The sequence below is a fragment of the Rathayibacter sp. PhB127 genome, assembly GCF_003751665.1.
Classification (GTDB): Bacteria; Actinomycetota; Actinomycetes; order Actinomycetales; family Microbacteriaceae; genus Rathayibacter; species Rathayibacter festucae.
Map to the genome: position 1 here is coordinate 58,356 of NZ_RKHW01000004.1, position 26,335 is coordinate 84,690.

Sequence of the window (26,335 nt, forward strand, 5' to 3'; positions counted from 1 at the left end):
TCCGACGCTACGGAGCCGTCTCTGTCGCGGGCGTCGCCCCGGGTGGCCGCCGCCGTCATCCTCCCGGGGGACCCGTGCTCGTCCCTGCGGCCCCCGCGAGATGCCACTTATGAGCGGGGTCCACGGCGTGTCGTGCTCATAAGTGGCATCTCGCGGGAGGGGTCAGGGGCGGAGGCCCGCTCGGCGGAGGGTGAGGGCGGAGAGGGCGGCGGTGGCGGCGTGGTCGCCGGCGCGCCAGGCGGGGACGGCCTGCGGGTGCGCGGCGAGGATCTCGCGCGGGGTCGCCTCGGTGAGGGCGCGGAGGGCCAGCAGCTCGGCGCCGCCGGGGGTCGCCCCGAGCGCGCGCAGCTCGGCGGTGCGGCGGGCGAAGCGCAGGCGCGGGCGGAGCCAGACCACCGCGAGCAGGAGCAGCGGCAGCCCGCCGATCGCGAGGCCGGCCACGATCGCCAGCGCGCTCGCGAGCTGCTGCTGGTCGCGGCCGGCCGCGGCGAGCACCGCTCCGGCGCCGCTGGCCTCGTCGAACGGCGCGCGCACGGCGTCGCCGAGCAGCGGGATGCCGCCGAGCGCCGAGCCGGCGTCGCTCATGGTCGAGCCGAAGCCGCTGCCCGCGCTCTCGAGGCGGCGGCCGATCTCGGCGAGGCCCGCGATCAGCGAGCCGACGGCGATCCCGGCCGCGATCGCGATCACCGCGACGGCGAGCGCGAGAGCGTCGGCCGTGATCTGGCGGGCGCGGACGGCGGGGAGGTCGGCGTAGATCTGCACCAGCCGATCATCCCCCGCCCTCGGCCGTCGTGCGCGTCGCTGCCGACGCGGACGGGTCTCGAAGCGGGTCGGTCCCGTCGCGCGTCAGTCGAGGAGGTCGTGCAGGACGACGACCTGCTCGCGCTCCGGCCCGACGCCGATCGCGGAGAAGCGGGCGCCGCTCATCGCCTCGAGGGCGCGGACGTAGTCCTGCGCGGCCTGCGGCAGGTCGGCGAACTCGCGGCAGCCGGTGATGTCCTCCTGCCAGCCGGGGAACTCCTCGTAGATCGGCTTCGCGTGGTGGAAGTCGCTCTGCGAGACGGGGACCTCGTCGTGGCGCACGCCGTCGACCTCGTAGGCGACGCAGACCGGGATGGTCTCCAGGCCCGAGAGCACGTCGAGCTTGGTCAGCACGAAGTCGGTGACGCCGTTGATCCGCGCGGAGTAGCGGGCGATCGGGGCGTCGTACCAGCCGCAGCGGCGCGGGCGGCCGGTGGTGGTGCCGAACTCGAAGCCCTGCTTGCGCAGGTACTCGCCCCACTCGTCGAACAGCTCGGTCGGGAACGGGCCGGCGCCGACGCGGGTCGTGTACGCCTTGATGACCGCGATGACGCGCTCGATGCGGTTGGGCGCCACTCCGGAGCCGGTGGCCGCGCCGCCCGAGGTCGCGTTGGAGGAGGTGACGAACGGGTAGGTGCCGTGGTCGACGTCGAGCATCGTGGCCTGGCCGGCCTCGAAGAGCACCGTCTTGCCGGCGTCGAGCGCCCGGGCGAGCACGAGCGAGGTGTCCGCGACCATCGGGCGCAGGCGCTCCGTGTACTGCAGCAGGTCCTCCATGACCTGCTCGACCAGGATCGCGCGGCGGTTGTAGACCTTCACCAGCAGGTGGTTCTTCTGGTCGAGGGCGCCCTCGACCTTCTGGCGGAGGATGTTCTCGTCGAAGAGGTCCTGGATCCGGATGCCGACGCGGTTGATCTTGTCGGCGTACGCCGGGCCGATGCCGCGGCCGGTGGTGCCGATCTGGCGCTTGCCGAGGAAGCGCTCCGTCACCTTGTCGAGGGTGCGGTGGTAGCTGGTGATCACGTGCGCGTTGGCGCTGACGAGCAGCTTCGAGACGTCGACGCCGCGGGCGCTCAGCGCCTCGAGCTCGTGGAAGAGCACCTCGATGTCGACGACGACGCCGTTCGCGATGACGGGCACGACGCCCGGCGTCAGGATGCCCGAGGGCAGCAGGTGCAGCGCATACTTCTCGTCGCCGACGACGACCGTGTGCCCGGCGTTGTTGCCGCCGTTGAACTTGACGACGTAGTCGACGCGGCTGCCGAGCAGGTCGGTCGCGCGTCCCTTGCCCTCGTCGCCCCACTGGGCGCCGGTGATGACGATTGCTGGCATGGCGTGTCCTTCGCGGGTGGGAGCGGAGTCGTGGGGCGTGCACTCGATCTCGAGGGCGAGCCTCGGCGGCCGGCGGGGCATCCGTTGGCGCAGCAGCGCGACCAGCCGATCGATTCTAGCGGAGGGGCCCCTTCTGCGGCTCGTGCGCACGGGCCCGGATGCCGACGCGGACCGATAGCCGAGCGATGCTCTCGAACCCGTAACGACGCGTTCACACGTGGCGCATAGATTCGAACTCGTTCACACTCCACCGATCACGCGAACAGGAAACCGATGCGCACACTCCGCGCCGCAAGCCTCCTCGCCGTCGTCGCGCTCGGGGCGGCCACCGCCGCTCCCCTCGCGAGCGCGGCCCCCCTCGACGACGGCGTCGAGCTCACCCTGGTGTCGACGACCGACACGCACGGGCACGTCTACAACTGGGACTACTTCGCGAACGCGCCCTACGAGGGCGAGGACACGCTCGGCCTCACCCGCGTCGCGACCGAGGTCGACCGCCTCCGCGCCGAGAAGGGCGACGACTCCGTCCTCGTCTTCGACAACGGTGATGCGATCCAGGGCACGCCCCTGACCTACTACTACGGCCTCGGCGACGGCGCCGCGGGCGTCCTCTCGGGCGACACGACGCACCCGATGGCCACCGCGTTCAACACCATCGGCTACGACGCGCAGGTCGTCGGCAACCACGAGTTCAACTACGGCCTCGACATGCTCAGCGCCTACGAGAACGATCTGAACGCCCCGCTGCTCGGCGCGAACGTCGTCGACGTCGCCACCGGCGAGCCGTACCAGAAGCCGTACACGGTGATCGAGCGCGAGATCGACGGCGAGACCGTGCGGGTCGGCGTGCTCGGCCTGGTCACCCCGGGCGTCCGCGTGTGGGACAAGCAGTACGTCGACGGCGTGCTCGAGTTCCGCGACATGGTCGAGACCGCGAAGGAGTGGGTCCCGAAGGTCGAGGCCGAGGCCGACGTGGTCGTCGTCCTCGCGCACACCGGCCAGGGCACCGTCCCGGACGCCGAGTACGACCCGGCCGACCTCAACGAGGACGTCGTCAACAACATCGCGACGCAGGTCCCCGGCATCGACGTGGTCGTCGCCGGCCACAGCCACCAGGACGTCCCCGAGACGCTCTACACGAACGTCGCCGGCGAGCAGGTCCTCGTCACCCAGCCGTCCTTCTGGGCGCAGGGGCTCACCGAGGTGACCCTGAACCTGGTGAAGGACGCCGCGGGTGACCTGCAGGTCGACTGGACCGAGGGCAGCGCGCCCGTCGTCACCCCGGTCTACGCGCGCGACATCGCCGAGGAGTCGACCGCCGTGGTCGACGCCCTCGCCGAGCAGCACGCGACGACGATCGAGTACGTGAACACCCCCGTGGCGGAGTCGCTCGAGGAGCTCTCGGCCGAGACCTCGCGCTACGAGGACACCCCGATCATCGACTTCATCAACAACGTCCAAGCCGAGACGGTCGACGCCGCGCTCGAGGGCACGGAGTGGGCCGACGTCCCGGTCATCTCGCAGGCGTCGCCGTTCTCGCGCACCGCGGTCTTCCCGAAGGGGCAGGTCACCATCCGCGACATCGCCGGTCTCTACATCTACGAGAACACCCTCCGGGGCGTCGAGATGACGGGCGCGGAGGTGCGCGACTATCTCGAGTACTCGGCCCGCTACTTCAACCAGGTCGCCCCGGGCGCTCCGTTCGACCCGGCCACGGGCACGAACGCGATCACCGCGGACCGCCCCACGGGCATCCCGGACTACAACTACGACGCGCTCTCCGGGCTCGACTACGTCATCGACATCTCGCAGCCGGCCGGCTCGCGGATCCGCGACCTGACGCAGCTCGACGGCACCCCCGTCGCGGACGACGACCGCTTCGTGCTGGCCGTCAACAACTACCGGCAGAGCGGTGGCGGGGCCTACCCGGCCGTCGCCGCAGCTCCCCTCGTCTACGACGAGCGGCTCGAGATCCGGCAGCTGCTGATCGACTGGGCGAGCGCGCGCGGCGTGATCGACCAGGCCGACTTCTTCGACGAGAACTGGTCGCTGACGTCGGTCGCGGCCGAGGTCCCGGCCGAGCCCGGCACGCCCGGCCAGCCCGGCACGCCCGCGCCCGGCCAGCCCGAGCCGACCGAGCAGCCGACGGCCACCCCGGTGCCGCTGCCCTCCGCCACGCCCGTCCCCGTTGCCGGGGGCTCGCACTCCGGACCGCTCGCGAACACGGGCGTCGACGCGGCCTCCTACGCAGGAGGCGCGGCTCTGCTGCTGCTCGCCGGCATCGCACTGACGGTGCTCCGCCGCCGCCGCTCCGCCTCGCACTCGGAGTAGCCGCCCGCACCACCCGCACGACCGGACGGCGCCGCCCTCACTCCCGAGGGCGGCGCCGTCTCGCGTTCCAGGCCGCGAGCACGCCCGTGGACCACAGCGCCCAGAGCACGAGCAGCGGCTGGAAGACCAGCCGGATCGCCCGCGCCGCGTCGGTCTCGAGACCGAAGGCCGGGGTCCGGGTGATGAGCTGCGAGACGTTGCCGGGGAACACCGCGACGAAGAACGCGGCGACCACGATCCCCACCAGCACCCGCCGACGCCGCAGCAGCAGGAGCGCGAGCCCGAGCGCGATCTCGACGACACCGGATGCCAGGACGACGAAGTCCGCATCGAACGGCAGCCACGGCGGAACCTGCGCCTGGAAGGACTGCCGCGCGAAGGTCAGGTGCCCCGTCCCCGCGAACACGAGCACGAGGCCCAGGAGGACGCGGGCGATCGTGCGCGGGAGGCTCATCGCTCCAGTCTGCGCCCGCGGTTCCCGCGCTCCCGGTGTGCCGCCCCGTATCCTCGATACCGCGCGCGCCGCGCCACCCCGTCCCTACCGCCCTGTCCGCAGACCGTGAAACGAGTTCCATGAGCACCCTGCCCCGCCTGATGGCCTTCGACCTCGACGACACCCTCGCCGCCTCGAAGTCCCCCGTGGACCCGGTGATGGCCGACCTCTTCGTCAAGCTGCTGCAGGCGACCGAGGTGTGCATCATCTCCGGCGGCCAGATCGGCCAGTTCCGGATGCAGGTGCTCGACCGCCTCGAGGGCGCCGACCCCGCCGTGCTGGCGAAGCTGCACCTGATGCCCACCTGCGGCACGCAGTACTACCGCTACGAGAACGGCGACTGGGCGCAGATCTACGCCGAGAACCTCACCGAGGACGAGAAGTCGCGCGCGCTCGCCGCCGTCGAGGAGAAGGCCAAGGAGCTCGGCTACTGGGAGTCCGAGACCTGGGGCCCGATCCTCGAGGACCGCGACTCGCAGATCACCTTCTCCGCGCTCGGCCAGGCCGCCCCCGTGCCGGTGAAGCAGGCCTGGGACCCGACCGGCGAGAAGAAGAACACCCTCCGCGAGGCCGTCCAGGCCGTGCTGCCCGACCTCGAGGTCCGCTCCGGCGGCTCCACCTCGGTCGACATCACCCGCAAGGGCATCGACAAGGCCTACGGGATGAACAAGCTCACCGAGCTCACCGGCATCCCCCTCGACGAGATGATCTTCGTCGGCGACCGCCTCGACCCCGACGGCAACGACTACCCCGTCAAGGCGATGGGCGTCGAGACCTTCGCCGTCGAGGGCTGGCACGACACCGCGGCGTACCTCCGCTCTTACGGCCTCTAGGTCTCTGCGCGCCCCGTCGCGCCCCGCGAGATGCCACTTGTGAGCGCGACACGCCGCGAAAGTCCGTCACAAGTGGCATCTCGCGGGGAGGGCCGGGCTCGGGTCAGGCGTCCTCGCTGAGGGAGCCGGTGGCGGTGCCGTCGAGGGCGAGGCGGAGGCGGCGCGGCAGCTTCGCGACGATGATCGCGTGCGACTCCGCGAGCAGCTCCTGGACGAGGCCCTCCTCGACCCGGCCGCCCGCGTCGACCGTCACCCAGTGCTTCTTGTTGAGGTGGTAGCCGGGCTCGATGCCGTCGACGCCCGCGACGAGATGCACGACGTTCTCGGGCAGCGCCTTGACGCTGACGACGGGCCGGCCGAACCGCTCGCTCTCGAGCGCGAAGACCTTGCCCTCGACCTTCCACACCCGCGTCTCCGGGCCGAAGGGGAAGCTCGCGCCTGCGCCCGGCAGGTCGGCGAGGAAGGACTCGAGCGCGGCGGTGTCCACGCGTCCATCATGCCCGCAGAGGTGCCGCCCACGTAGGCTCGTCCTGTCGTCCGTCCAGCCAGTGGAGCAGTCTCCGCCGTCGGAACGACCGGAATCGGATCCGACCATGCCAGACCCCACGACCACCTCGACCTCCGCTCTGAGCCGTGCGACCGGGAGGTACGCGCGGGCGTTCGCCCTCCCGGGGTCGCTGGCCTTCTCCTCGGCCGGCTGGCTCGGCCGCTTCCCCAAGGGCAGCCTCGCGATCGGGGTGCTCGTCCTCGTGTCGGCGCAGTCCGGCAGCTACGCGCTCGGCGGCGCGGTCTCCGGCGCGCTGACCCTCGCCCTCGCCGTGACCGGGCCGCTCTGGTCGCGGGTGATGGACCGCTGGGGGCAGCGGCGGGCGCTCGCCCTGTCGCTCCCGGTCCTCGTCGCCGCCTCGCTCGGGCTCGTCGCCGCCGTGCTGCTGGGCGCTCCCGTCTGGACCTGGTTCGCGCTCGGGATCCTCGCCGGGGCGGCCGTCCTCGACGTCGGCTCGGCCGTCCGCTCGCGCTGGAGTGCCGCGACGTCGGACCCGAGGCTGCGGCACACCGCGTACTCGGTCGAGTCGGTGGCGGACGAGGCGGCCTTCGTGGTCGCGCCGCCGATCGTCACCCTGCTGGCCTCGCTCGTGCACCCGGCGGCCGGCGTCCTGGTCGGACTCGGGATCGGCGTGGCCGGCGGCGTCGCACTGCTCGTGCAGACGGGGACGCAGCCGACGCTCGCTCCGGTGCGCTCGGCCGCGTCGCCGGCGCGGGAGCGGCTGCCGCTCGGCCTCGTCGGCATCGTGGCGGTCTTCGCGACCATCGGCGGGGTCTTCGGCTCGTTCAACGTCGCGGCGATCGCGACCGCGGAGGCGTCCGGGGCGGGAGCCGCCTCGGGGCTGCTGCTCTCGGCGTACAGCATCGGCAGCGTGCTGACCGGCGTCGTGGTCGGCGCCGCGCGCCTGCCCGGCGGTCCGCGCTCGAGGTTCCTGGTGGCGGGCGCGGTCTTCGGAGTGGTCGTGCCGGTGGTCGTGCTGGCCGGCTCGCTGCCCGCGCTGATCGCGCTGGCGTTCGTCGCCGGCCTCGCGACGTCGCCGCTGCTGATCACCGGCTCGAGCCTCGTCGAGTCGATCGCCCCGCGCAGCCGCCTTACCGAGGCCCTCGCCTGGCCGCCGACCGGCATCGCCCTCGGCGCCACCGCCGGCTCCACCCTGAGCGGCCTCGCCGTCGAGGCCCTCGGCCCGCAGTCCGCGTTCCTGGTCACCGCCGCCTCGGCCGCCCTCGGCGCCCTGCTGACCCTCGCGACGGTCCTGCTCCTCCGCCGCCGCGCCGCGCCTACGGACGCCGGCTCGTCTCGCTGACCGAGCGTCCCGCCCGAGGAGCCCGCAGAGCGGGCGCCCACCTGCTGATCGATCCGCCCGCGGAGCGGGTCCCTCTCATGCTGATCGAGTAGCCCTCGCAGAGGGCGTATCGAGATCCACCCACCGAACGACGGCGGGTCTCAATACGCCCCTCCGGGGCTACTCGACCAGCAGGCGGCGGGGGTGGCAACCCTGCACCGCCTCAGCCTGATCGTCGTCCGGTCGCGGTGATCGCAAGGCGGAGGAGGGAGGCGTAGCGGAGCTACGGCGACCGACGACAACGCCGCGAGCGCCGCGGCCGGGCGGCGATCAGTCCGCGCCCAAGATGACGATCGCTGCCGTAGGGGGCAGCGCGTCCTCGTGGTAGCGCTCGATCTCGGGGATCGCGGCGGGGTCGGCCTGCTCGAGGAAGCCGGTGAGACGGGCGACCTCGTCGGTCTCGCCGATCGACTCGGCGGCGCGGCGGAGCGCGTAGAGGGCCAGAAGGAAGCCGCGGTTGGGGCCGTGGCGCCACGGAATGGGGCCCTGGCCGCGCCAGCCGGCGGTGCGGAGCAGATCGAGGCCGCGGTGGTAGCCGACGCGCGCGTAGGCGTAGGACGGCAGCGCGGCGTCGATCCCCCAGACGCTGTCCGCGAGGAGGGCCCAGGCCAGCGGCGAGCGCGGGTGGGCGGCCGCGAGCGCGGCGAACTCGACGGCTCCCGGGTTCGCGTGCTTGGCGAGGGCCGCGGTGATCGCGGGCTCGTCCGGGAGGAGGGTCGGTTCGGGGCCCAGCAGGTTCTCGCCATTCATGCCCTCAGGGTAACCCGCTCCCGCTGTGCCGCTCCGGGGCAGCCCGTCGACTCCCCCGTCCGGGCTGCGCCGATAGCATCGACCCCATGGCGACGAAGCGCAGCGAGGTCGAGGCCTGGCTCACGGACATGGACGGCGTGCTGGTGCACGAGAACCAGGCGCTCCCCGGCGCGCCCGAGCTCATCCAGGAGTGGACGGACGCGGGCACCCCGTTCCTGGTGCTCACGAACAACTCGATCTTCACCCCGCGCGATCTCGCGGCCCGGCTGCGGGCGTCGGGGCTGCACGTGCCCGAGGAGCGGATCTGGACGAGCGCCCTCGCGACCGCCGACTTCTGCGCCTCGCAGATGCCGGGTGGCAGCGCCTTCGTGATCGGCGAGGCCGGCATCACCACGGCCCTGCACGAGGCGGGCTTCATCATGACCGAGACCGCGCCGGACTACGTCGTCGTCGGCGAGACCCGCAACTACAGCTTCGAGGCGATCACGAAGGCGATCCGCCTGATCGTCGGGGGTGCCCGCTTCATCGTGACGAACCCCGACGCGACCGGCCCGAGCGCCGAGGGCGTCATGCCCGCGACGGGCGCGATCGCCGCCCTGATCACGAAGGCAACCGGCAAGGACCCGTACGTGGTCGGCAAGCCGAACCCGATGATGTTCCGCTCCGCGATGAACAAGATCGGCGCGCACAGCGAGAACACCGGCATGATCGGCGACCGGATGGACACCGACATCGTCGCCGGCATCGAGGCCGGCCTGCACACCGTCCTCGTCCTCACCGGCATCAGCGACCGCGCCGAGATGGACCGCTACCCGTTCCGCCCCGACGAGGTGCTGACCGGCGTGCACGAGCTGCTCTCGACCGACCCGTACGAGACCGAGTTCCCCCCGGACGACCAGATCCTCTGACGAGCCGCCCCGCACCGTCGCTCCTCCCACCCGACCTGCCCACACTCCAGAAGTTGCGGTAGTCGCACGCGAGTACCGCAACTTCTGCGGACCCGCCGCGGACCACCCGGGAGACGGCACTCCCACTCCTCAGTAGTTGCGGTAGCGGCGCGCGACTACCGCAACTACTGCGTACTCGGGCGGGGTCGGCCGGCGGCCGCGCTCCCACTCCTCGGAAGTCGCAGTGGTCGGTCGTGAGTACCGCGATTTCCGCGTACCCGCCGCGCACCAGCAGACCACGCTCTGACTCCTCGAAAGTTGCGGCAACGGCGCGCGAGTACCGCAACTTCTGCGTACTCGCGGCCGACCAGCCGACGGACCTCACTCCGACTCCTCCAAAGTTGCGGGAGTCGTGCGCGAGTACCGCAACTTTTGGAGAGTGGGAGAGGGAGGGGCAAGAGCGCCCGGCCGCTCAGAAGCGGACGTGCTGGAGGATCCAGGCGTGCATCGCCACGGCGGCGGCGGCCGAGGCGTTGATCGAGCGGGTCGAGCCGAACTGCGAGATCTCGAGCACGGCGACGGACGCGGCGATCGCCTCCTCCGAGAGGCCCGGCCCCTCCTGCCCGAACAGCAGCACGCAGCGCTCCGGCAGCGCGAACGTCTCGATCGGCACGCAGCCGGGCACGTTGTCGACCGCGAGCAGGGGCACGTCCTCCGCCTCGGCCCAGCGGGCGAGGTCGGCGACGGTCTCGTGGTGCTGCACGTGCTGGTAGCGGTCGGTGACCATCGCGCCGCGCTTGTTCCAGCGCCGGCGCCCGACGATGTGCACGCTCTCGGCGCCGAACGCATTGGCGCTGCGCACGATCGAGCCGATGTTCATGTCGTGCTGCCAGTTTTCGATGGCGACGTGGAAGGGGTGCCGCGTCGCGTCGAGCTCGGCGACGATCGCGTCCATCCGCCAGTAGCGGAAGCGGTCGATCACGTTGCGGGAGTCGCCGCGCTCGAGCAGCTCGGGGTCGAGGCGGTCGTCGTCGGGACGCGGACCGACCCACGGCCCCACGCCGTTCGTCGTCGCCTCGGGGGAGGCGGAGGGCCCGGCCTCGTCCACGTCTCGCGCCGCCCGGCCTAGGCCGACGGGGTGCCGTCGACCGAGCCGAGCATGTCGCCGCCGCCGGCGCGGTCGACGAAGCAGTAGTAGCTGCGCTCGCCGGCGTCCCACTGCTCCTGGGTCACCGGGAAGGAGGCGGACACCTGCACGTCGCCGTACGCCTCGGCACCGGCGATGTCGACGACGCCCTGCGCCTGGCAGAGCGAGGAGACCGAGACGGCGAGCGCGTCCTGGCCCGGGAAGATCGCGTCGGTCAGCTCACCGGTCGCGACCATCTCGCCGGTGTGGGCGGTCGCGCAGTCGACGACTGTGAACTGCTCGGCCCAGACCGTGTCGAACGGCTGCAGGCACTCGCCGCCCAGCAACGCGGTCCAGGCGTAGCTGCCGGCCGGCAGCGGGCCGACGGTGGGCAGGGCTGCGGTGGGCGCGCTGGTGGGCGTCGCACTCGGCTCGGACGGAGCGGCGGTCGTCGCGGCCGGGGCCGGCGCCGCCTCCTGATCGCCGTTCGAGCCGACGGCGATCCCGATGGCGAGGATCGCGCCGAGCAGGAGCACGACGCCGACGGCGATCAGGCCGATCAGCAGGCGCCGACGGCTGCGGGCGCGGTCGGGACCGGGTGCGCCGACGCTCGTGACGGAGGGGACGGGAGCGGGGGCCGGTGACGTCGCGGGCTTCTCGGCACGGGGCCTCTCGCCACGGGGCTTCTCGGCGCGGGGCCTCTCGCTGCGGGGCTTGCGGGTCGAGCGCTTGGCGGCGTTGACGTGCGCGCGGGCAGGAGTGCTGAACGGCGCGACGGCCGGGGCGGCGGGCTCGTCCTCGCCGGACGCCCCCTCGGCGCCGGTGGTCGGCTCGGCGGTCGGCTCTCCGGAGGCAGTGCCGTCGTCGTCCGGCTCGAGGTTCCAGGCGTAGGCACCGGCGGTCTCGCGCCAGAGCTCCTCGTCGCCGCCGTCGTCCTCGGGCTCGTCGCGCGGGGCGACGACGTCCTCCCACACCGGCGGTGCGTCCCAGCCGCCGCGGGGGTCGGGCCACTGGTACACGGTGGGCGCCGCGGGCTCGCGCGGCTCGGGCTCGGTCGCACCCTCGGGTCGGTCGCGGCGCGCCTCGGAGCGGCGCCCTCGCTCGCGAAGCGCCGGGGGCGCGGTCGGCAGATCGTCGATCGGCGGTGTCGCGGGCAGGACGGGCGCGGGCGCGACCGGCGCGACGGGCGACTCCGGCGCGGGAGCCGCGACGGGGCCCGGGGCGGCCGGCGACTGCGGGAGCACCGGGCCGAGCGGGAAGCGCGGCGAGGGCGTGACCGGTCGCTCGGGAGCGGACTCCGAGCTGGTCGAGTCGTCCGCTGCGGGCCGCGACCGGGGAGCGGTGAAGGCGGCCCAGATGTCGCGGCGCGCGGAGGCGGCGGCCTCGGGATCGGACGCGGGCTCCACGGGCTGAGCGTCGTCCTCCGTGAGCCCCGCTTCCGTGCTCAGCGGTGCCGGCGCGGGGTCCGGCCGGACGACGGTCTCGGGAGCGGAGCCGGGCTCGGGCTCGACGGGTCGGACGGCATCGACCGGCTGATCGACATCGGCCTGCTGCTCGGTATCGACGCGCTGCTCGTCCTCGACGGGACGCTCGTCCTCGACGGGACGCTCGTCCTCGACGGACTGCTCGGCCTGCTCGGCGTCGACGGGACGCTCGGCAGCTGCGACCTGCTCGGTCTCGCCGGCCTGCTCAGGCCGGTCGGCCCGGTCGGTCTCGTCGAGCGGCACGGTCTCGTCGAGCGGCTCGGCCTGCTCTGTGCCGACGGGCGGTTCGGACCCGGCGCGGCGCTCGACGTCCACCGACTGCTCGACGGCGGCCTGCTCGGCCTCGACGGAGCGCTCGGCGTCGAGGGGGCGCTCCGCCTCGGCGGCCTGCTCGGCCTCGGTCGAGTCCTGCGTCCCCGCGGGCTGCTCCTCCTCGGCGGGCGCGGCCTCAGTCGCGGGCGCCGCCTCGGGCGCAGGGGTACGCGGGGCGTCGAAGATGCTCTTCAGGCGCCCGCCGCTCAGCTGCTCGAGGAGCCACTCGCTGCCGCCGGCGCGGCGCTCGGGCTGCTCGTCACGCCCGCCGTCGGGCTGGTCGCCGCGCTCGCGGCCGTCGTCGTCCACCATCAGCTCAGCCCGAGGTCGGCCAGCCCGATCGCGGCGAAGTAGGGGTAGCCGGCGCCCTCGATGATCTCGCGGGCCCCGGTCGCGCGGTCGACGACGACGGCGACTCCGGCGATCTCGGCGCCGACCTTCAGCAGGGCCTCGATCGCGGCGAGCGGGGAGCCGCCGGTGGTGGAGGTGTCCTCGACGACGACGACGCGCTTGCCGGCGAGGTCCGGGCCCTCGACCTGGCGGCCGCGGCCGTGGTCCTTGGGCGCCTTGCGCACGACGAAGGCGTCGTACTCGAGTCCGCGGAGGACGCCGCGGTGCAGGATCGCGGACGCGATCGGGTCGGCGCCCATGGTCAGACCGCCGACGGCGTCGACGCGCTCGATCGGGGCGATCAGGTCGAGCATCACGTCGCCGATGAGCGGGGCGACCCGGTGGTCGAGGCTGACGCGCCGCAGGTCGACGTAGTAGCTCGCCTTCTTGCCGCTCGTCAGGGTGAAGTCCCCGTGGAAGACGGCGTCGGAGCCGATGTACTCGATGAGCTGCTGGCGTGCGTCGGTCACGCGCCTACTCTACGGGGCACGCCTACGGCGCGGACTCGGCCCCGCCCGCGCGCGTCGCACCGGCCTTCTCGCCCTGTCCCTCCTCGGCTCCCCCGCGGAACTGGGTCATGTACAGGTCGTAGTACGCGCCGCGGCGCTGGAGCAGCGCCTCGTGAGCACCCTGCTCGACGATGCGGCCGGCCTCCATCACCAGGATCGTGTCGGCGTCCCGGATCGTGGAGAGGCGGTGCGCGATGACGAACGAGGTGCGGTCGGTCCGAAGCGCCGCCATCGCGTGCTGGACGAGCAGCTCGGTGCGGGTGTCGACCGAGGAGGTCGCCTCGTCGAGGATCAGCAGCGACGGATTGGCGAGGAACGCGCGGGCGATCGTGATCAGCTGGCGCTCACCGGCCGAGACGCTGCCGCCCTCGGCGTCGAGCACCGTGTCGTAGCCGTCGGGGAGCTGCTGCACGAAGCGGTCGACCATCGTCGCCCGCGCGGCGTCGACGATCTCCTCGTCGGTCGCGTCGAGGCGGCCGTAGCGGATGTTCTCGCGGATCGTGCCCTGAAACAGCCACGCGTCCTGGAGCACCATGCCGACTCGCGAGCGCAGGTCGCCGCGGCCGATCCGGGTGATGTCGACGCCGTCGAGCAGGATCCGCCCGCCGGTGAGCTCGTAGAAGCGCATCACCAGGTTGACCAGCGTGGTCTTGCCGGCGCCGGTCGGACCGACGATCGCGACCGTCTGGCCCGGCTGGGCCGAGAAGGTCAGCCCCTCGATCAGCGGCTGCTCCGGGTCGTAGGAGAAGGAGACGTCCTGGAACTCGACGTGGCCGTCGGTGCGCTCGGGCAGCGAGTCGATCGCCGTCTCCGGCTCCTGCTCGTCGGCGTCGAGCAGCTCGAAGGTGCGCTCGGCCGAGGCGACGCCCGACTGCAGCATGTTCGCCATGCTCGCGAGCTGGGTCACCGGCTGGGTGAACTCACGCGAGTACTGGATGAACGCGGTCGCGTCGCCGAGGGTCAGCTGGCCCGAGGCGACCCGCAGCCCGCCGACCACCGCGATCAGCACGTAGGAGAGGTAGGACACGAAGGTCATCGCCGGCATGATCATGCCCGAGACGAACTGGGCGCCGAACGAGGCCGAGTACAGCGCGTCGTTCCGGCGGTCGAACTCCTCGAGCATCTCGCGGTCGCGGCCGAAGGTGCGCACGATCTCGAGGCCGGAGAAGGTCTCCTCGATGTGGCCGTTCAGCGCGCCGGTGTTCTTCCACTGCGCGGCGAAGAGCTTCTGCGAGCGGGCGCCGATGACGCCGGCGATCACGGCGGACAGCGGGATCGAGACCAGGGCGATCAGCGCGAGCTGCCAGGAGACGATGAACATCATCACGGCGATGCCGATGATGGTGAGCACCGACTGGACGAGCTGCGAGAACGCCTGCTGCAGCGCCGTCTGGATGTTGTCCACGTCGTTGGTCACCCTCGACATCACGTCGCCGCGCTGCCGGGTGTCGAAGTAGCGCAGCGGGAGGCGGTTGATCTTCGCCTCGATGTCCTGGCGCAGGCCGAAGACGACCCGCATCACGAGGCCGTTGAGGATGTAGCCCTGGGCCCACATCAGCACCGACGCGACGACGTACATCAGCAGCACGATGATGATCAGTCGCCCGAGCACGGTGAAGTCGATGCCCTCGCCGGGCACGATCGCGGTCTTGGAGAGCATGTCGGCGAAGGTGCCGTTGCCCTCGGCCCGCTGCTGCGCGATGATCTGCTCGAGCGGGACGCCGGCTGGCAGCTGCGAGCCGATCACGCCGTTGAAGATGGTGTCCATCGCCTGGCCGAGGATCTTCGGCGCGATGACGGTGAGCACGACCGACGCGGACACGAGCGCGACGACGAGTATCATCCGGGCGCGCTCGGGCCCGAGCAGGCTGAACAGCCGCTTGGCGGAGGGCCAGAAGTTCTGCGCCTTCCGGGCGGGCGGGCCGTCGCCGAACATGCCGCCGTCACCCTCGCCGGGCTCGAACTCGGGCTCGAGCTCGGAGGTCTCGGCGACCGGCGCCGCCTGGGTCTCGGTGTCGCGTGCGCGTGCCATCTCAGGCCACCCCTTCCACGCTCAGCTGGGATTCGACGATCTCGCGGTAGGTCGCGTTCGTCTCGACGAGCTCGTCGTGCGTGCCGCGGCCGACGATGCGGCCCGCGTCGAGCACGACGATCTGGTCGGCGTTCCGGATCGTCGACACGCGCTGGGCGACGATGATCACGGTCGCGTCGGTGGTCGCCTCGGCGAGGGACTCGCGCAGGCGCGCGTCGGTCGCGACGTCCAGCGCCGAGAACGAGTCGTCGAAGAGGTAGACGCGCGGCTTCGCGACGAGTGCCCGCGCGATGCAGAGCCGCTGCCGCTGCCCGCCGGAGACGTTGGTGCCGCCCTGCGAGACCGGCTCGTCGAGCCCGCGCTCCTTCGCCCGGACGAAGTCCTCGCCCTGGGCGATGCGCAGCGCCTCCCAGAGCTCCGCGTCGGTCGCGTCGGGCCGGCCGAAGCGGAGGTTGGAGGCGATCGTGCCCGAGAACAGGTACGGCCGCTGCGGGACGAGCCCGACGACCTTCGCGAGCTGCGCGCGGTCGAGCGAGGAGACGGGCACGCCGTCGATGGCGACCGAGCCCTCCTGCGGGTCGAACAGCCGCGGCACGAGGCCGAGCAGGGTCGTCTTGCCCGCGCCGGTCGAGCCGACGATCGCGGTCGTCCGGCCGGGCTCGGCGACGAGGTCGAGCTGCGAGAGCACGGGGCGCTCGGCGCCGGGGTAGCCGAAGACCACGCCGGAGAACTCGACGCGGCCGACGGTCGGCGCCTCGACGCCGCCGGTCGGCGTGGTGAGGCTGGTCCGAGTGTCGAGGACCTCCTGGATGCGCTCGGAGCAGACCACGGCGCGCGGGATCATCATCACCATGAAGACGCCCATCATCACGGCGGTGAGGATCTGCAGCAGGTACTGGAGGAACGCGGTCAGCGAGCCGATCTGCATCTGACCCGCGTCGACCCGGTGCCCGCCGAACCAGAGCACGGCGGCCGTGGCGAGGTGCAGGATCATCATGATCGCCGGGAACATCAGCACGAAGATGTTGCCGACCTTGATCGACACCTCGGTGATCGCCTCGTTCGAGCGGCGGTAGCGCTCCGACTCGAAGGGCTCGCGGACGAAGGCGCGGACCACGCGGATGCCGGTGATCTGCTCGCGCAGCACCCCGTTGATCCCGTCGATGCGGTCCTGCATCAGGCGGAACAGCGGCAGCAGCAGGAAGACCAGGACGCCGACGACGACGAAGAGCACGGGCACCGAGACCCAGACCAGCCAGGAGAGCCCGGCGTCCTCGCGCAGGGCGAAGACGATCCCGCCGATGCACATGATCGGCGTCGAGACCATGAAGTTGAGCGTCATCAGCACGAGCATCTGCACCTGCTGCACGTCGTTCGTGCCGCGGGTGATCAGGGTGGCGGTGCCGAAGCGGCCGACCTCGAGCCCGCTCAGCGAGTCGACCCGGCGGTAGACGTCGCGGCGCAGGTCGCGGCCGACGGCCATCGCGGTGCGCGCACCGAAGTAGACGCCGCCGATCGCCGCGGCGACCTGGACCAGGCAGACCATGAGCATCGTCATGCCGGTGGCCCAGATGAAGTCGGTGTCCCCCTGGCCGATGCCCTGGTCGATGATCTCGGCGTTGAGGCTCGGCAGGTAGAGCGCCGCGAGGGTCGCGATCAGCTGGAGCACCACGACCGCCGCGATCGACCGGGAGTAGGGCTTCGCGTACGAGGACGCGAGACGGAGCAGGATCATGGGTCCTCCGGTCGAGGCGGGGTGGGAGAGGGCGGCCGGGTCCGCGAGAGGCGGATCGGCCGAGCACGGGGACGGCCGGACCTTCGGGGCTCGGGCCGAGCGGCGCGGAGGAGCGGCCGCTTCAGGGACGGCGCAAGACAACCATCGACCACCGACACCGGTTCCGCAATCGGTCGGCAGGAGGAGACCGCGCGCCCGGCCCCCGTGCGGGGAAGCTGTCGGCGGCGGCTCCTAGACTTCCGGAATGCGCATCGCCACCTGGAACGTGAACTCCATCCGGGCCCGCACCGGCCGCGTCGTCGACTGGCTCGTGCGCGAGGACGTCGACGTGCTCGCCATGCAGGAGCTCAAGTGCAAGCCGGAGCAGTTCCCGCACGAGGCCTTCGCCCAGGCGGGCTACCACGTCGAGATGGTCGGCCTCAGCCAGTGGAACGGCGTCGGCATCGCCTCCCGCCTGCCGATGGAGGACGTCCAGGTCGGCTTCCCCGGGATGCCCGGCTTCGCCAAGGAGCCCGCGGCGGACGGCTCCTTCCCGCTCGAGGCCCGCGCGATCGGCGCGACGGTCGACGGCGTGCGGGTCTGGAGCCTCTACGTCCCCAACGGCCGCGCGGTCGGCGACCCGCACTGGCACTACAAGCTCGAGTGGTTCGCGGCCCTCGAGGCGAGCACCCGCGCCTGGCTCGCGGCCGAGCCCGACCTGCCGCTCGCCCTGGTCGGCGACTGGAACGTCGCCCCGCTCGACAGCGACGTCGGCGACCCGACGCTCGGCCCCGGATCCACCCACGTCTCCCCCGAGGAGCGCGCGGCCTTCGAGGCCTTCACCGCCGCCGGCCTGCACGACGTCGTGCGCCCGCTCGTGCCCGAGGGCTACACCTACTGGGACTACAAGCAGCTGCGCTTCCCGCGCAACGAGGGGCTGCGGATCGACTTCGTGCTCGGCTCGCGCGCCTTCGGCGACCTGGTGACGGGCGCCTCGATCCACCGGAACGAGCGCAAGGGCGACGCCCCGAGCGATCACGTCCCCGTGGTCGTCGACCTCGACCTCGACACCTCGCTCGACGACGACCGCCCGATGATCTTCTGACCGTGGCCTCCTCGAAGAAGAAGCGCGCCCGCGCCGGCCAGCAACCGTCCGCTGCCCAGCGCCCCTCCACCGCCCAGCGCGCCGCCGCGAGCCGGCCGGCCGTGGCGCGGGCCCACGACGAGTTCCGCACCGAGGCGTACCGCTCGGTCCGCGAGACCTTCGCCGCCGGGAAGCCGCTGCGCCGCCGCTGGGACCTGGTGCTCTCGATCCTCGGCTGCCTCGCGCTCGGGCTGCTCTGCGTGGTGCTCGGCTACCTCGCCGCGATCCTCGCCGTCTTCCCCGGCCAGTGCGAGGGGCAGAACATCGCCTGCGACTACGACCGGATCGACTGGGGCGTCTCGCTCGCCCTGATCGGCCCGCCGATCCTGACGCTGATCGCCGTGGGCGTGACGATCATCCGCTACCTCGTCGGCCGCCGGGTGTTCTGGATCCCGATCGTCGCCTTCGTGCTCTGCGTCGGCACCGCGTTCCTCGCGTCCTGGCTCGTCACCAGCTCGATCCCCGGCTCCGCGCTGGCGTGAGCGGGGCGGCCGTCCACCGGCCGCCCCGCTCTCAGCCGGCGCAGGTCGGGTCGTCCGCGAGCGTCACCTCGGTCTTGTTGATCATCGGCGTGACCCGGACGGCCTGCTCGCCGAAGGTCGCGGCGGCGTCCGCGGCGGTGAAGCCGACCGTCACCGTCGTCGACTCGCCGGGAGCGAGCTGGACCGCCACGCGCGCGACCGGACGCCCGAGGTCCTCGGAAGGCTCGAGGACACTGGCCGCGCCGCCGAGCGGGTCGGACCAGGACGCCTGCGCCTGCGAGGTCGTCGTGCCGGGAGGGCCGTAGACGTAGACGTTGGTGACGAAGTCGCCGAGCGGGAAGCGGTTCCCGCCGTTCGCCGCCACGTACTTGGGCAGCGTGCGCGCGACCTTCTCCGTGATGGTGTTGGTCAGCGTCACCTGGGTGGAGAAGCTGGTGCCGCCGGCGGCGCAGCGGTTCGTGCTCGACTGAGTCACCGCGGTGTCGAGGTAGTAGTCCATCTTCGAGCCGATCGACGCGTCCTGGAAGAACACGCCGGTGGTCGAGGTGTCGTCGTTGTCCGTCGGCAGGACGCCCGCGATCGGGGTCGGCGCGAGCAGCGCCTGCTCGTCCGGGTCGGTGCTGTAGGCGAGGATCCGGCTCTCGCCGACGGCCTTCACCACGGCGGGGAGCATCTTCGACGGCTCCATGTCGCCGCCGAGGATCTTGCCGAGGACGGTGGCGCTGGCCTCGGAGAAGAACGCGTCGGTCGCGTCGGCGACGGTCGCGTCCGAGTAGCGGAAGTAGACCTTGTTGAGCAGCGTCGAGACGGTGTTCTCGCTGGTCAGCTCGGTGCCGTCGGAGAGCGTCACCGGCCCGGTCGAGGCGAGCAGGTACTGCAGCGCCATGGGATCGATCGCGAGCACGCCGTCGATCTTCTGCTCCGGGAACTTCTGCGCCCAGAACTGCGTTGCGATCGAGGACGCGGTCGGGAAGTCGGGGCGGCTGGTGGACACGTTGAACGTGGTCGCGAGGTTGCCGCCGAAGGTGTCCAGCGCACTCTGGTCGACCGTGACCGACTGCAGCCCGCGGAAGTCCTGGCTCGACTGCTGCGTGCCGACCGTGATCGCTCCGCCGTCGACGTTCAGCTGCATCACCGAGGAGGCGCCGCCGCCCAGGGCCTGCGCCTCCGCGAGGTTCTGGAAGAGCACGAGATAGCTGCGCGGTCCGCTGGCGCCGAGGGCGTCGGGGAGGATCGCGGTGATCGGCTGGACCTGGTCCATCGCGCTGGTCGCCGTCTCGAGCTGCGGGGCGAACGCGTCGAGCGCGGAGGCGACCTGCGGCACGAGCGCGCCCCGGTCGATCCCCTCGACGCGGGCCTGCGCCTCGTCGACGACGCCCTTCGCGACGGTGATCTTGTCGGAGAGCGCGGTGATAGCGGCGATGTCGACCTTGCCGTCGACCGGCTTGAGGACGTCGAGCGAGGTGGAGGAGAGCGGGGTGACGATCTTGCCCGAGACGTCGTCGGCGATCTCGGTCGCGGCGCGCACGGCGGAGAGGTTCGGGCCGAGGAAGGGCACGATCTCCATCACCCGCCACACCGGGTCGTCGGTCTCGTCGCGCGCCTCGCCGGTGAGCGTGGCGATCTGGCCGGCGGTCGACTCCGCGCCCGCCGTGTCGAAGCCGGTGAGCTGGTCGGCGACCTGGGAGACCAGCGGGATGGCGGAGGTGAGCTTGGCGCGCACCGTCATCGCCTTCTCGTAGGTCTGCACCGCGAGGAACGCGGCGACGACCGCGCCGATCACGAGGACCAGCAGGACGGTCAGGGTGATCCAGAGGCCCCGTCGGCTGCGGCGAGGGGTGCCGGAGGCGCGGCGAGAGGAGGTCGTCGTGGTGCTCATTCGAGAGAGCCTAAGCGACGCCCGCCCGCGGACGGCGGTCGATCCGCGCCGTCGTCAACCCAGGAGGAGGGACACGGCGATGAGCACGGGCACCGCCGTGACGGTGGTCACCAGGGCCGTGTCGCGCGCCACGGCGACGCCGCGGTCGTAGCGGGAGGCGAAGTTGAAGATGTTCTGCGCGGTCGGCAGCGCCGCCGTCACGGTCACCGCGAAGAGGTGCTCGGCGTCGAGCGCGAAGGCGAAGCGGCCGAGCAGATAGGCGGTCGCGGGCATCACCAGGGTCTTGAGCAGCGAGGCGACGGCGACCTCGATCCGCCCGGGCCCCGGCTCCAGCGGCCGCTGCCCGCGCAGCGACATCCCGAACGCCATCAGCACCAGCGGGATCGAGGCGTTGCCGATGATCGAGAACGGCTCGAGCAGCGGTGCCGGCAGCTGCACCCCGGTGACCGAGACGACCAGGCCGAGCGCCGAGGCGATGATCATCGGGTTCCGCAGCGGCTGGGTGAGGATGCCGGTGACTGAGGCGCGCCCGCTCGTCGACACGTCGAGCACCGTGAGGATCGTCGGCGCGAGCAGCAGCAGCTGGAGGAGCAGCGTCGGCGCGACCCACTGCGGGTCGCCGAGCACGTAGATCGCGACCGGCAGGCCGATGTTGTTGGCGTTCACGTAGGAGGAGGCGGCGGTGCCGATCACCGTCTCCGGCACCGGCCGGCGGAAGAACAGCCGCGACGCGACCAGATAGAGGACCGCCACGATCGCGACCGTGATCAGCGACACCAGGAGGAATGAGGAGAACAGCACCGAGACGTCGGCGCGGGCGAGCACCGTGAACAGCAGCGCCGGCGTGGTGACGAAGAAGGCGATGCGGGTGAGGACGGCGCGGCCCTCGGGCGGCACCAGGCCGAACCGGGCGATCAGGTAGCCGACCGCGATGACCGTCCCGATGATCGCGAACCCGGTGAGCACTCCCTCCACGGCGTCCTCCGTCTCGTCGGCGGAGCCGGGCGGCTCGCGGGCTGGGATCGTCGGCGCGGGTCGGCGCACCGCGTCCAGCCTAGGAGGCGCCGCCCGTTGCCCCGTCGCGGGGCCGGGCCTACGGTGGGCGCATGCCGCATCTCGAGGTCCCCGGAGCGACCCTGCACTGGGAGTCGGACGGCCATGCCTCCGCCCCCGCCCTCCTGCTCGTGCACGCGGGCATCACCGACCTGCGGATGTGGGACCCGGTCGTCCCCGCGCTCGCGGAGGACCACCTCGTCATCCGCTACGACACCCGCGGCTTCGGCGAGACCCGGACGGACGACGTCGAGTTCGACCCGCGGCAGGACGCCCTCGACGTGCTCGAGCACCTCGGCGTCGAGCGCGCGACGGTGATCGGCTGCTCGCGCGGCGGCTCGCTCGTCCTCGACCTGACGCTCGAGCACCCCGACCGCGTCACCGGCCTGGTGCTGATCGCCCCCGGCGTCGGCGGCTTCCCGTACCCCGACCTCACCGAGGAGGAGGACCGCCGCTTCGACGAGATCGACGCGGTGCTGACCGCCGGCTACCACGAGCGCGTCGCGCGGATGGAGGCGGAGCTGTGGGCGTTCGGCCCCGACCGCGACCCCGCCTCGCTGGACCCCGCGTTCGTCGAGACCGTGCGCGAGCTCGCCCGCGGCCGGAGCGGCCACGAGGGCGAGAAGCCGCGGCCGACCGCGATCGAGCCGCCCGCCTACGACCGCGTCGTCGACATCGCCGTGCCCACGCTGGCGATGGTCGGCGCCCACGACGTCTCCGAGTCGCTCCCCGTGCACGCCTTCCTCTCGGCGACCGTGCCCGGCGCCGACGCCCACGTCTTCGACGACGCGGCCCACCTCCCCAGCGTCGAGCGACCCGAAGAGTTCCTCGCCGTGCTGCGCCCGTGGCTGGCGTCCCACGGCCTCTGACACGAGGCCGCCAGCGATCCGCCCCGGCGGACGCACCCACGACGGCGCACACTCATGCTGGTCGAGTAGCCCCGCAGGGGCATATCGAGACCCACCGACTTCAGCAGGCCGGCTCGGCAGACTCGACGTCTGACGCTGGTGGATCTCGATACGCCCGCTGCGCGGGCTACTCGATCAGCATGATCGGCTCAGCGCGGCAAGCATGCGTGAACGTTTCCGCACCCTTGCTGGTCGAGGAGCCCGCAAGGAACTGGCGGGACAGCGCGCCAACATGCTGGTCGAGTAGCGCGCAGCGCGTATCGAGACCCCACCCCCTGCAGAAGGTGGCGCACCCGCGACGCCGTCAGCGGTTCTTGAAGTAGCGGAACAGGTGCCTCTCGCGGGTCGTCAGCACGCCGAGGACGACGCCCGTCGCCGCGGACAGCACGGCGACGGCCGGCGTCCGGAGGCCCTGGATCAGGGTCGCCGCCGCGTCGACGGGCGGACCGGTGCTCGAGAAGAACAGGGCGACGGCGAGGCCCGCCGAGCCGACCGGGATCAGCCACGCGAGCGACTCCAGCAGCAGGACCGCCAGCAGCTCGACCCGGTGGACCCGCGAGTGCAGGGCCGAGGCGAGCTCGACCCGGCGCAGGGCCGTCACCGCCCAGCACGCCGCGAGCACGAGCAGTCCCGCGAGCGGCCCGGCGGCGAGCGTCACCCGGTCCGCGTTGCGAGCCCCGCCGTCGAAGGCCGCACCGAGGCGCGAGTTCAGCGGTGCGAGCACGGGCGCCGGATCGTCGGGAGCGCTCTCGCCGAGCAGCACGGTCGTCAGGAGGAGGGCCCGGACGGTCTCGCTCTGCGGCCAGGCGTCGATCCAGCACTCGTCGAAGGGCCGCTCGCCAGCCGGAGCACCCGCCAGGGCCGCGTAGCCGAAACCGCGGCGCCGCCCGTCGTCCGGATAGTCGTAGCCTCCGCGGATGGCGACCGAGCCGCCGCCGGCGAGCGCGAGGTCGCCGCCGCGCCCGACGGCGTCCGCGGCCTCGGGTCCGAGGACCACGCCGGTCCCGGGCACCGCCGCGGCTCGGAGGATGTCAGGGACGCCCGCGGTGACCTCGAAGAGCGGGATCGGCGAGCGGGGCAGCACGGCCGTGACGAGATCGGACGTGGCGGCGCGGACCGCTCCGGCCGCCCGCACCGTCGCCGAGCCGGCGAGCGCCGCGCACGCCTCCCCGTCTATCCGACCCGGCGCGGCGAGCGTCTGCACGGAAGCGCCGGCCCGCTGGTACGCCTCCGCCGCCCGCACGTGCTGCCGCGTCACCGCGAGGTCCGCGATCTGGATCGGCAGAGCGACGAGGAGGACGCACGCGCAGAGCAGCAGCGCACGCGAGGTGCCGGTCGAGACGTTGCGCCAGGCCTCGCGGACCAGGCTCGAGAATCTCACTCCCCGCCTCCGGAGTGCGCGGCGAGGTCCAGCGCCGTCGTGCAGGAGTCGCGCGTGCCGTGATCGTGCGTCGCGACGACGAGGGCGCAGTCGGGTGTCGCGGCCTCGGCGATCGCCCGGTTCACGGTCTGCGCCGTCCGCTGGTCGAGCTGGGCGGTCGGCTCGTCGATGAGGAGGAGGGTGGGGCGCGCCGCGAGGGCCCTGGCCAGCATCAGCCGCTGGGCCTCACCGCCCGAGAGCTCGCGGAAGGCGCGGTCGGCCACCTGCCCGAGATCGAAGCGGTCGAGGAGAGCGGCCGCGAGACGATCGGCTTCCGCACCGGAGACCCCTCCGGCGAGGAACGGCAGGGCGACGTGATCGAGCGCCGACCGCCGGGCGACGCCGTGCGGGTTCTGGAACACCCAGCCGATCCGCTCGTGGGGAACCCGATCGACGCCGCCCTCGGTCGGCTCCACCCAGCCGGCGAGGAGCGCGAGCAGCGTGCTCTTGCCGGACCCCGACGGACCGACGACCGCGCAGGTCTCGCCGACCCGGAAGTCCGCACTGAGCCCGCGGAAGAGCCAGGGGCCGCGCTCGAAGCGGTGCCCGAGCCCGTGCACCCTCACCCGCAACTCCGCGCCCCGGGCAGGACCGCGACCGAGGCCGGCTCCTCCCCGTCGGGGAAGACGACCGACGTGCGGCCCAGCTCCGAGGAGACGATCTCGACGCGGGCCGGGGAGCCGTCCGCCACGACGCAGCCGCGCTCGCCCTCGAGCGCGAAGAGGGCGGACGGTGGCACCACTCCGACTCGGACGGGGTTCGCGAGCACGTACTCCGCGCGGACGGTCGTCGTCCCCTCGGTCGCGAGCGCCGACCGGGCGGACACCGTGGCCGCGAACGATCGCAGGTCGGCCTCGGCGGTGACCGCGCCCTCCGGAGAGAGCGACAGCACCGCGTCGTCCACGAGCAGCCGCCGCTCGCCCGTCAGGACGTCGGCCGGGACGGAGGGGAGACGCAGCGCCGCGATCCCACCGGCGACGACGGCGACGACGCTCCCCCGCTCGACCGGGCCGCCCACCGAGAGCCCGCAGGAGGCCGTGGTGACCGTCGGTCGTGGGATCCAGAGCAGCCGTGACCGCGGGATCGCCGCGAGCTGCTCGTCCTCCCCCGACGCCTCCTCGAGGAGGTGCTCGATCGCGCGGATCGAACCGTCACCGAGGACCCCGTCGGCCACCAGCGGGGAGCCGAGGCGGACGAGCTCCTCCTGCAGGGCGCGCACGTCGGGACCCCTGTCGCCCTTCACGAGGTCGCGCCAGAGCGGCGTCGCCGTTGCGAGGGACAGCACGGGTGCGCCGTCGACCGCGAGGGACGACGTGCCCGAGGAGAACGATTCGCCGGCGCGGCAGGCCGAAGCGGTCAGCAGCCCCTCCGTCGCGGACACGAGGGACACGTCCGCTGCCCGCTCGAACCCGGCCTCGACCTGGCGAGGATCGGCGAACTCCTCGAACGGGACGGGCACCGTCTCCGGACCGGACGACTCCGCCAGGCTCGCGGGCACCGTCGGCGTCACCAGGAGGAGTGCGGCCCCCGCGCCGCCCGAGGCGAGGAGCACCGCGATGACGACGCCGAGCGAGAGGCGGGCGGCCCGCGACGGCCTCATGCCCGGACCGGCTCAGCCATCGACGAGCCCCAGCGGATCGCCGGCGCACTCCTCGTACTCGCCCTTGCGATCGGCCGGGATCGAGGCGGGCAGCGAGGACACCGCGTTCTCACGGGTCCAGTCCTCAGCGGTGTAGCCGGCGTCGACGAGGCCCTTCCGATGCAGGCAGTCGACCACGATCGACGCCTCGTCCACGTTCTCCGGATTCCGGGTGATCCACGTGTACAGGGCGCCGATGGTCCGCTCGCCCGACTCGACTCCGCAGTCGTCGGTGACCTGCCGAGACGTGTCGGGATCGACGGGCGAGAGTGGCGTGGCGGAGTAGGAGCCGTCGCGTCCGAAACCGGAGAAGTCGAACCCCGCGGCCTCGAGGCAGCCCGAGAAGCGGTCGGTCATCTCCGAGTACTCCTGGTCGGTGATCTCGCCGTCAGCGAGAACGCCACGCTCGAAGTCCGACGCGGCGTCGTCGAAGTGCGAGCGGAACTCCGCCGCCCAGGGGCCGGAGAACGCTGGTCCATCGACCGGCCTCGCCTCCTCGACTCGCGTGTCCGCGCACCCGGCGAGGAGCCCCGACACAGCGAGAACGAGCGCAGCAGCTGCTCGCGCGCGGGCGCCCGTCGAGATGCTCCTGACCATCCGGGGATGGTAGCTCCGCGGCCACCGGCGGGGCGCGATGGCGCGGAGCGTCGCATCGCACCCGAGATGCTCGGTGATGCGGCCCGCCGCTCCGACGCCATGACGGCCAGGTCGAACGCCCAGTCGGCGGAGAGCACGAGAAGCCCCGGCGGAAGCCGCCCGCCTGCGGCCCGAGGAGTTCCTCGCTGTGCTGCGCCCATGGCTGGCGCCTGACGGCCTCCGACGCGGCGGCCGTCAGAGGCCGGACGGGGTCGGAGCGATCCAGGCGGCGAGGTCTACAGCGCCGGCGCCTGTGTCCCCGAGGGCGCGGGCCAGCGCGGGAGAGACGAA

At 72.6% G+C, this 26,335-nt stretch carries 23 protein-coding genes; 7 read left to right on the forward strand and 16 right to left on the reverse strand.

The features are described from left to right. Window positions 1-162: 162 nt before the first annotated feature. Together EDF22_RS16770 and EDF22_RS16775 are read right to left on the reverse strand one after the other, a co-directional pair. Window positions 163-762 carry a hypothetical protein gene (locus EDF22_RS16770; protein WP_123706007.1) on the reverse strand — a complete coding sequence of 200 codons (600 nt, stop codon included), beginning with the start codon at window positions 760-762 and terminating at the stop codon, window positions 163-165. 84 nt (window positions 763-846) lie between these two features. Then, entirely contained in the window at window positions 847-2,133 is a 1,287-nt protein-coding gene (locus EDF22_RS16775; protein WP_123447124.1) for an adenylosuccinate synthase, read from the reverse strand. 273 nt (window positions 2,134-2,406) lie between these two features. Between EDF22_RS16775 and EDF22_RS16780 the strand changes: the two genes are divergently transcribed. Further along, window positions 2,407-4,464: a bifunctional UDP-sugar hydrolase/5'-nucleotidase gene (locus EDF22_RS16780; RefSeq protein WP_123706008.1), complete on the forward strand. Its 2,058-nt coding sequence runs from the start codon at window positions 2,407-2,409 to the stop codon at window positions 4,462-4,464. A 37-nt stretch (window positions 4,465-4,501) separates the two neighbouring features. Here the strand turns inward: EDF22_RS16780 and EDF22_RS16785 are convergent, their stop codons facing one another. After that, complete coding sequence (locus EDF22_RS16785; RefSeq protein ID WP_123706009.1) at window positions 4,502-4,918, reverse strand: DoxX family membrane protein; 417 nt, start codon at window positions 4,916-4,918, stop codon at window positions 4,502-4,504. A 119-nt stretch (window positions 4,919-5,037) separates the two neighbouring features. Here EDF22_RS16785 and EDF22_RS16790 point away from each other — a divergent pair, with 119 nt between their 5' ends. After that, on the forward strand, window positions 5,038-5,790 hold the full coding sequence (locus tag EDF22_RS16790; protein WP_123706010.1) for an HAD-IIB family hydrolase: 753 nt from the start codon (window positions 5,038-5,040) through the stop codon (window positions 5,788-5,790). A gap of 103 nt (window positions 5,791-5,893) precedes the next feature. Here EDF22_RS16790 and EDF22_RS16795 read toward each other — a convergent pair whose 3' ends face one another. Further along, entirely contained in the window at window positions 5,894-6,277 is a 384-nt protein-coding gene (locus tag EDF22_RS16795) for an MmcQ/YjbR family DNA-binding protein (protein WP_221180964.1), read from the reverse strand. A gap of 106 nt (window positions 6,278-6,383) precedes the next feature. Between EDF22_RS16795 and EDF22_RS16800 the strand changes: the two genes are divergently transcribed. Further along, on the forward strand, window positions 6,384-7,640 hold the full coding sequence (locus EDF22_RS16800) for an MFS transporter (protein ID WP_123706012.1): 1,257 nt from the start codon (window positions 6,384-6,386) through the stop codon (window positions 7,638-7,640). Between the two features lie 309 nt (window positions 7,641-7,949). On the opposite strand, the gene EDF22_RS16805 is transcribed toward EDF22_RS16800, so the two are convergent. Continuing rightward, window positions 7,950-8,429, reverse strand: coding sequence for a DUF3151 domain-containing protein (locus tag EDF22_RS16805; protein ID WP_123706013.1), 480 nt, complete (start codon window positions 8,427-8,429; stop codon window positions 7,950-7,952). Window positions 8,430-8,515: 86 nt separating this feature from the next. On the opposite strand from EDF22_RS16805, the gene EDF22_RS16810 reads away from it, so the two are divergent. Then, on the forward strand, window positions 8,516-9,337 hold the full coding sequence (locus tag EDF22_RS16810) for an HAD-IIA family hydrolase (protein ID WP_123447131.1): 822 nt from the start codon (window positions 8,516-8,518) through the stop codon (window positions 9,335-9,337). Between the two features lie 451 nt (window positions 9,338-9,788). Here the strand turns inward: EDF22_RS16810 and EDF22_RS16815 are convergent, their stop codons facing one another. From EDF22_RS16815 to EDF22_RS16835, 5 genes are read right to left on the reverse strand one after another with little or no spacing between them, the layout of a single operon-like run. Continuing rightward, on the reverse strand, window positions 9,789-10,424 hold the full coding sequence (locus tag EDF22_RS16815; protein WP_123447132.1) for a TrmH family RNA methyltransferase: 636 nt from the start codon (window positions 10,422-10,424) through the stop codon (window positions 9,789-9,791). A 17-nt stretch (window positions 10,425-10,441) separates the two neighbouring features. Next, the gene (locus tag EDF22_RS16820; protein WP_148059221.1) at window positions 10,442-12,550 is read right to left on the reverse strand and encodes a septum formation family protein; all 2,109 of its coding nucleotides are present in this window, start codon (window positions 12,548-12,550) and stop codon (window positions 10,442-10,444) included. Beyond that, a complete protein-coding gene (gene pyrE / locus EDF22_RS16825) occupies window positions 12,550-13,098 on the reverse strand; it encodes an orotate phosphoribosyltransferase (protein ID WP_123447133.1) in 549 nt (182 codons plus the stop codon). Before pyrE ends, EDF22_RS16820 begins: the two co-directional genes overlap by 1 nt. A 22-nt stretch (window positions 13,099-13,120) precedes the next feature. Continuing rightward, on the reverse strand, window positions 13,121-15,169 hold the full coding sequence (locus EDF22_RS16830; protein ID WP_123706015.1) for an ABC transporter ATP-binding protein: 2,049 nt from the start codon (window positions 15,167-15,169) through the stop codon (window positions 13,121-13,123). 1 nt (window position 15,170) lies between these two features. Next, window positions 15,171-16,904 carry an ABC transporter ATP-binding protein gene (locus EDF22_RS16835; protein ID WP_123706016.1) on the reverse strand — a complete coding sequence of 578 codons (1,734 nt, stop codon included), beginning with the start codon at window positions 16,902-16,904 and terminating at the stop codon, window positions 15,171-15,173. 244 nt (window positions 16,905-17,148) lie between these two features. Between EDF22_RS16835 and EDF22_RS16840 the strand changes: the two genes are divergently transcribed. Next, a complete protein-coding gene (locus tag EDF22_RS16840) occupies window positions 17,149-17,988 on the forward strand; it encodes an exodeoxyribonuclease III (protein ID WP_123706017.1) in 840 nt (279 codons plus the stop codon). Window positions 17,989-17,990: 2 nt separating this feature from the next. Next, window positions 17,991-18,509, forward strand: a complete 519-nt coding sequence (locus EDF22_RS16845; RefSeq protein WP_123706018.1) for a DUF6264 family protein — start codon at window positions 17,991-17,993, stop codon at window positions 18,507-18,509. A gap of 31 nt (window positions 18,510-18,540) precedes the next feature. Here EDF22_RS16845 and EDF22_RS16850 read toward each other — a convergent pair whose 3' ends face one another. Together EDF22_RS16850 and EDF22_RS16855 are read right to left on the reverse strand one after the other, a co-directional pair. After that, window positions 18,541-20,388, reverse strand: coding sequence for a DUF4012 domain-containing protein (locus tag EDF22_RS16850; RefSeq protein ID WP_123706019.1), 1,848 nt, complete (start codon window positions 20,386-20,388; stop codon window positions 18,541-18,543). Between the two features lie 54 nt (window positions 20,389-20,442). Continuing rightward, entirely contained in the window at window positions 20,443-21,363 is a 921-nt protein-coding gene (locus EDF22_RS16855; protein WP_123447139.1) for an AEC family transporter, read from the reverse strand. A gap of 131 nt (window positions 21,364-21,494) precedes the next feature. Between EDF22_RS16855 and EDF22_RS16860 the strand changes: the two genes are divergently transcribed. Next, a complete protein-coding gene (locus tag EDF22_RS16860) occupies window positions 21,495-22,310 on the forward strand; it encodes an alpha/beta fold hydrolase (RefSeq protein WP_123706020.1) in 816 nt (271 codons plus the stop codon). 343 nt (window positions 22,311-22,653) lie between these two features. On the opposite strand, the gene EDF22_RS16865 is transcribed toward EDF22_RS16860, so the two are convergent. Genes EDF22_RS16865 through EDF22_RS16880 form a run of 4 tightly spaced genes read right to left on the reverse strand, consistent with a single transcriptional unit; the run spans window position 22,654 to window position 26,005 of the window. Next, entirely contained in the window at window positions 22,654-23,730 is a 1,077-nt protein-coding gene (locus EDF22_RS16865) for a hypothetical protein (RefSeq protein ID WP_123706021.1), read from the reverse strand. Continuing rightward, on the reverse strand, window positions 23,727-24,335 hold the full coding sequence (locus EDF22_RS16870) for an ABC transporter ATP-binding protein (protein WP_260303523.1): 609 nt from the start codon (window positions 24,333-24,335) through the stop codon (window positions 23,727-23,729). Before EDF22_RS16870 ends, EDF22_RS16865 begins: the two co-directional genes overlap by 4 nt. After that, on the reverse strand, window positions 24,332-25,369 hold the full coding sequence (locus tag EDF22_RS16875) for a peptidoglycan-binding protein (RefSeq protein WP_123706023.1): 1,038 nt from the start codon (window positions 25,367-25,369) through the stop codon (window positions 24,332-24,334). Before EDF22_RS16875 ends, EDF22_RS16870 begins: the two co-directional genes overlap by 4 nt. A gap of 12 nt (window positions 25,370-25,381) precedes the next feature. Beyond that, window positions 25,382-26,005, reverse strand: coding sequence for a hypothetical protein (locus EDF22_RS16880; protein WP_148059222.1), 624 nt, complete (start codon window positions 26,003-26,005; stop codon window positions 25,382-25,384). Window positions 26,006-26,335: the final 330 nt, after the last annotated feature.

Coding starts and splice junctions, on each gene's coding strand:
- EDF22_RS16775 (WP_123447124.1), bottom strand. CDS start 2,133: ATGCCAGCAATCGTCATCACCGGCGCCCAGTGGGGCGACGAGGGCAAG.
- EDF22_RS16780 (WP_123706008.1), top strand. CDS start 2,407: ATGCGCACACTCCGCGCCGCAAGCCTCCTCGCCGTCGTCGCGCTCGGG.
- EDF22_RS16785 (WP_123706009.1), bottom strand. CDS start 4,918: ATGAGCCTCCCGCGCACGATCGCCCGCGTCCTCCTGGGCCTCGTGCTC.
- EDF22_RS16790 (WP_123706010.1), top strand. CDS start 5,038: ATGAGCACCCTGCCCCGCCTGATGGCCTTCGACCTCGACGACACCCTC.
- EDF22_RS16800 (WP_123706012.1), top strand. CDS start 6,384: ATGCCAGACCCCACGACCACCTCGACCTCCGCTCTGAGCCGTGCGACC.
- EDF22_RS16805 (WP_123706013.1), bottom strand. CDS start 8,429: ATGAATGGCGAGAACCTGCTGGGCCCCGAACCGACCCTCCTCCCGGAC.
- EDF22_RS16810 (WP_123447131.1), top strand. CDS start 8,516: ATGGCGACGAAGCGCAGCGAGGTCGAGGCCTGGCTCACGGACATGGAC.
- EDF22_RS16820 (WP_148059221.1), bottom strand. CDS start 12,550: ATGGTGGACGACGACGGCCGCGAGCGCGGCGACCAGCCCGACGGCGGG.
- EDF22_RS16830 (WP_123706015.1), bottom strand. CDS start 15,169: ATGGCACGCGCACGCGACACCGAGACCCAGGCGGCGCCGGTCGCCGAG.
- EDF22_RS16835 (WP_123706016.1), bottom strand. CDS start 16,904: ATGATCCTGCTCCGTCTCGCGTCCTCGTACGCGAAGCCCTACTCCCGG.
- EDF22_RS16840 (WP_123706017.1), top strand. CDS start 17,149: ATGCGCATCGCCACCTGGAACGTGAACTCCATCCGGGCCCGCACCGGC.
- EDF22_RS16850 (WP_123706019.1), bottom strand. CDS start 20,388: ATGAGCACCACGACGACCTCCTCTCGCCGCGCCTCCGGCACCCCTCGC.
- EDF22_RS16860 (WP_123706020.1), top strand. CDS start 21,495: ATGCCGCATCTCGAGGTCCCCGGAGCGACCCTGCACTGGGAGTCGGAC.
- EDF22_RS16875 (WP_123706023.1), bottom strand. CDS start 25,369: ATGAGGCCGTCGCGGGCCGCCCGCCTCTCGCTCGGCGTCGTCATCGCG.
- EDF22_RS16880 (WP_148059222.1), bottom strand. CDS start 26,005: ATGGTCAGGAGCATCTCGACGGGCGCCCGCGCGCGAGCAGCTGCTGCG.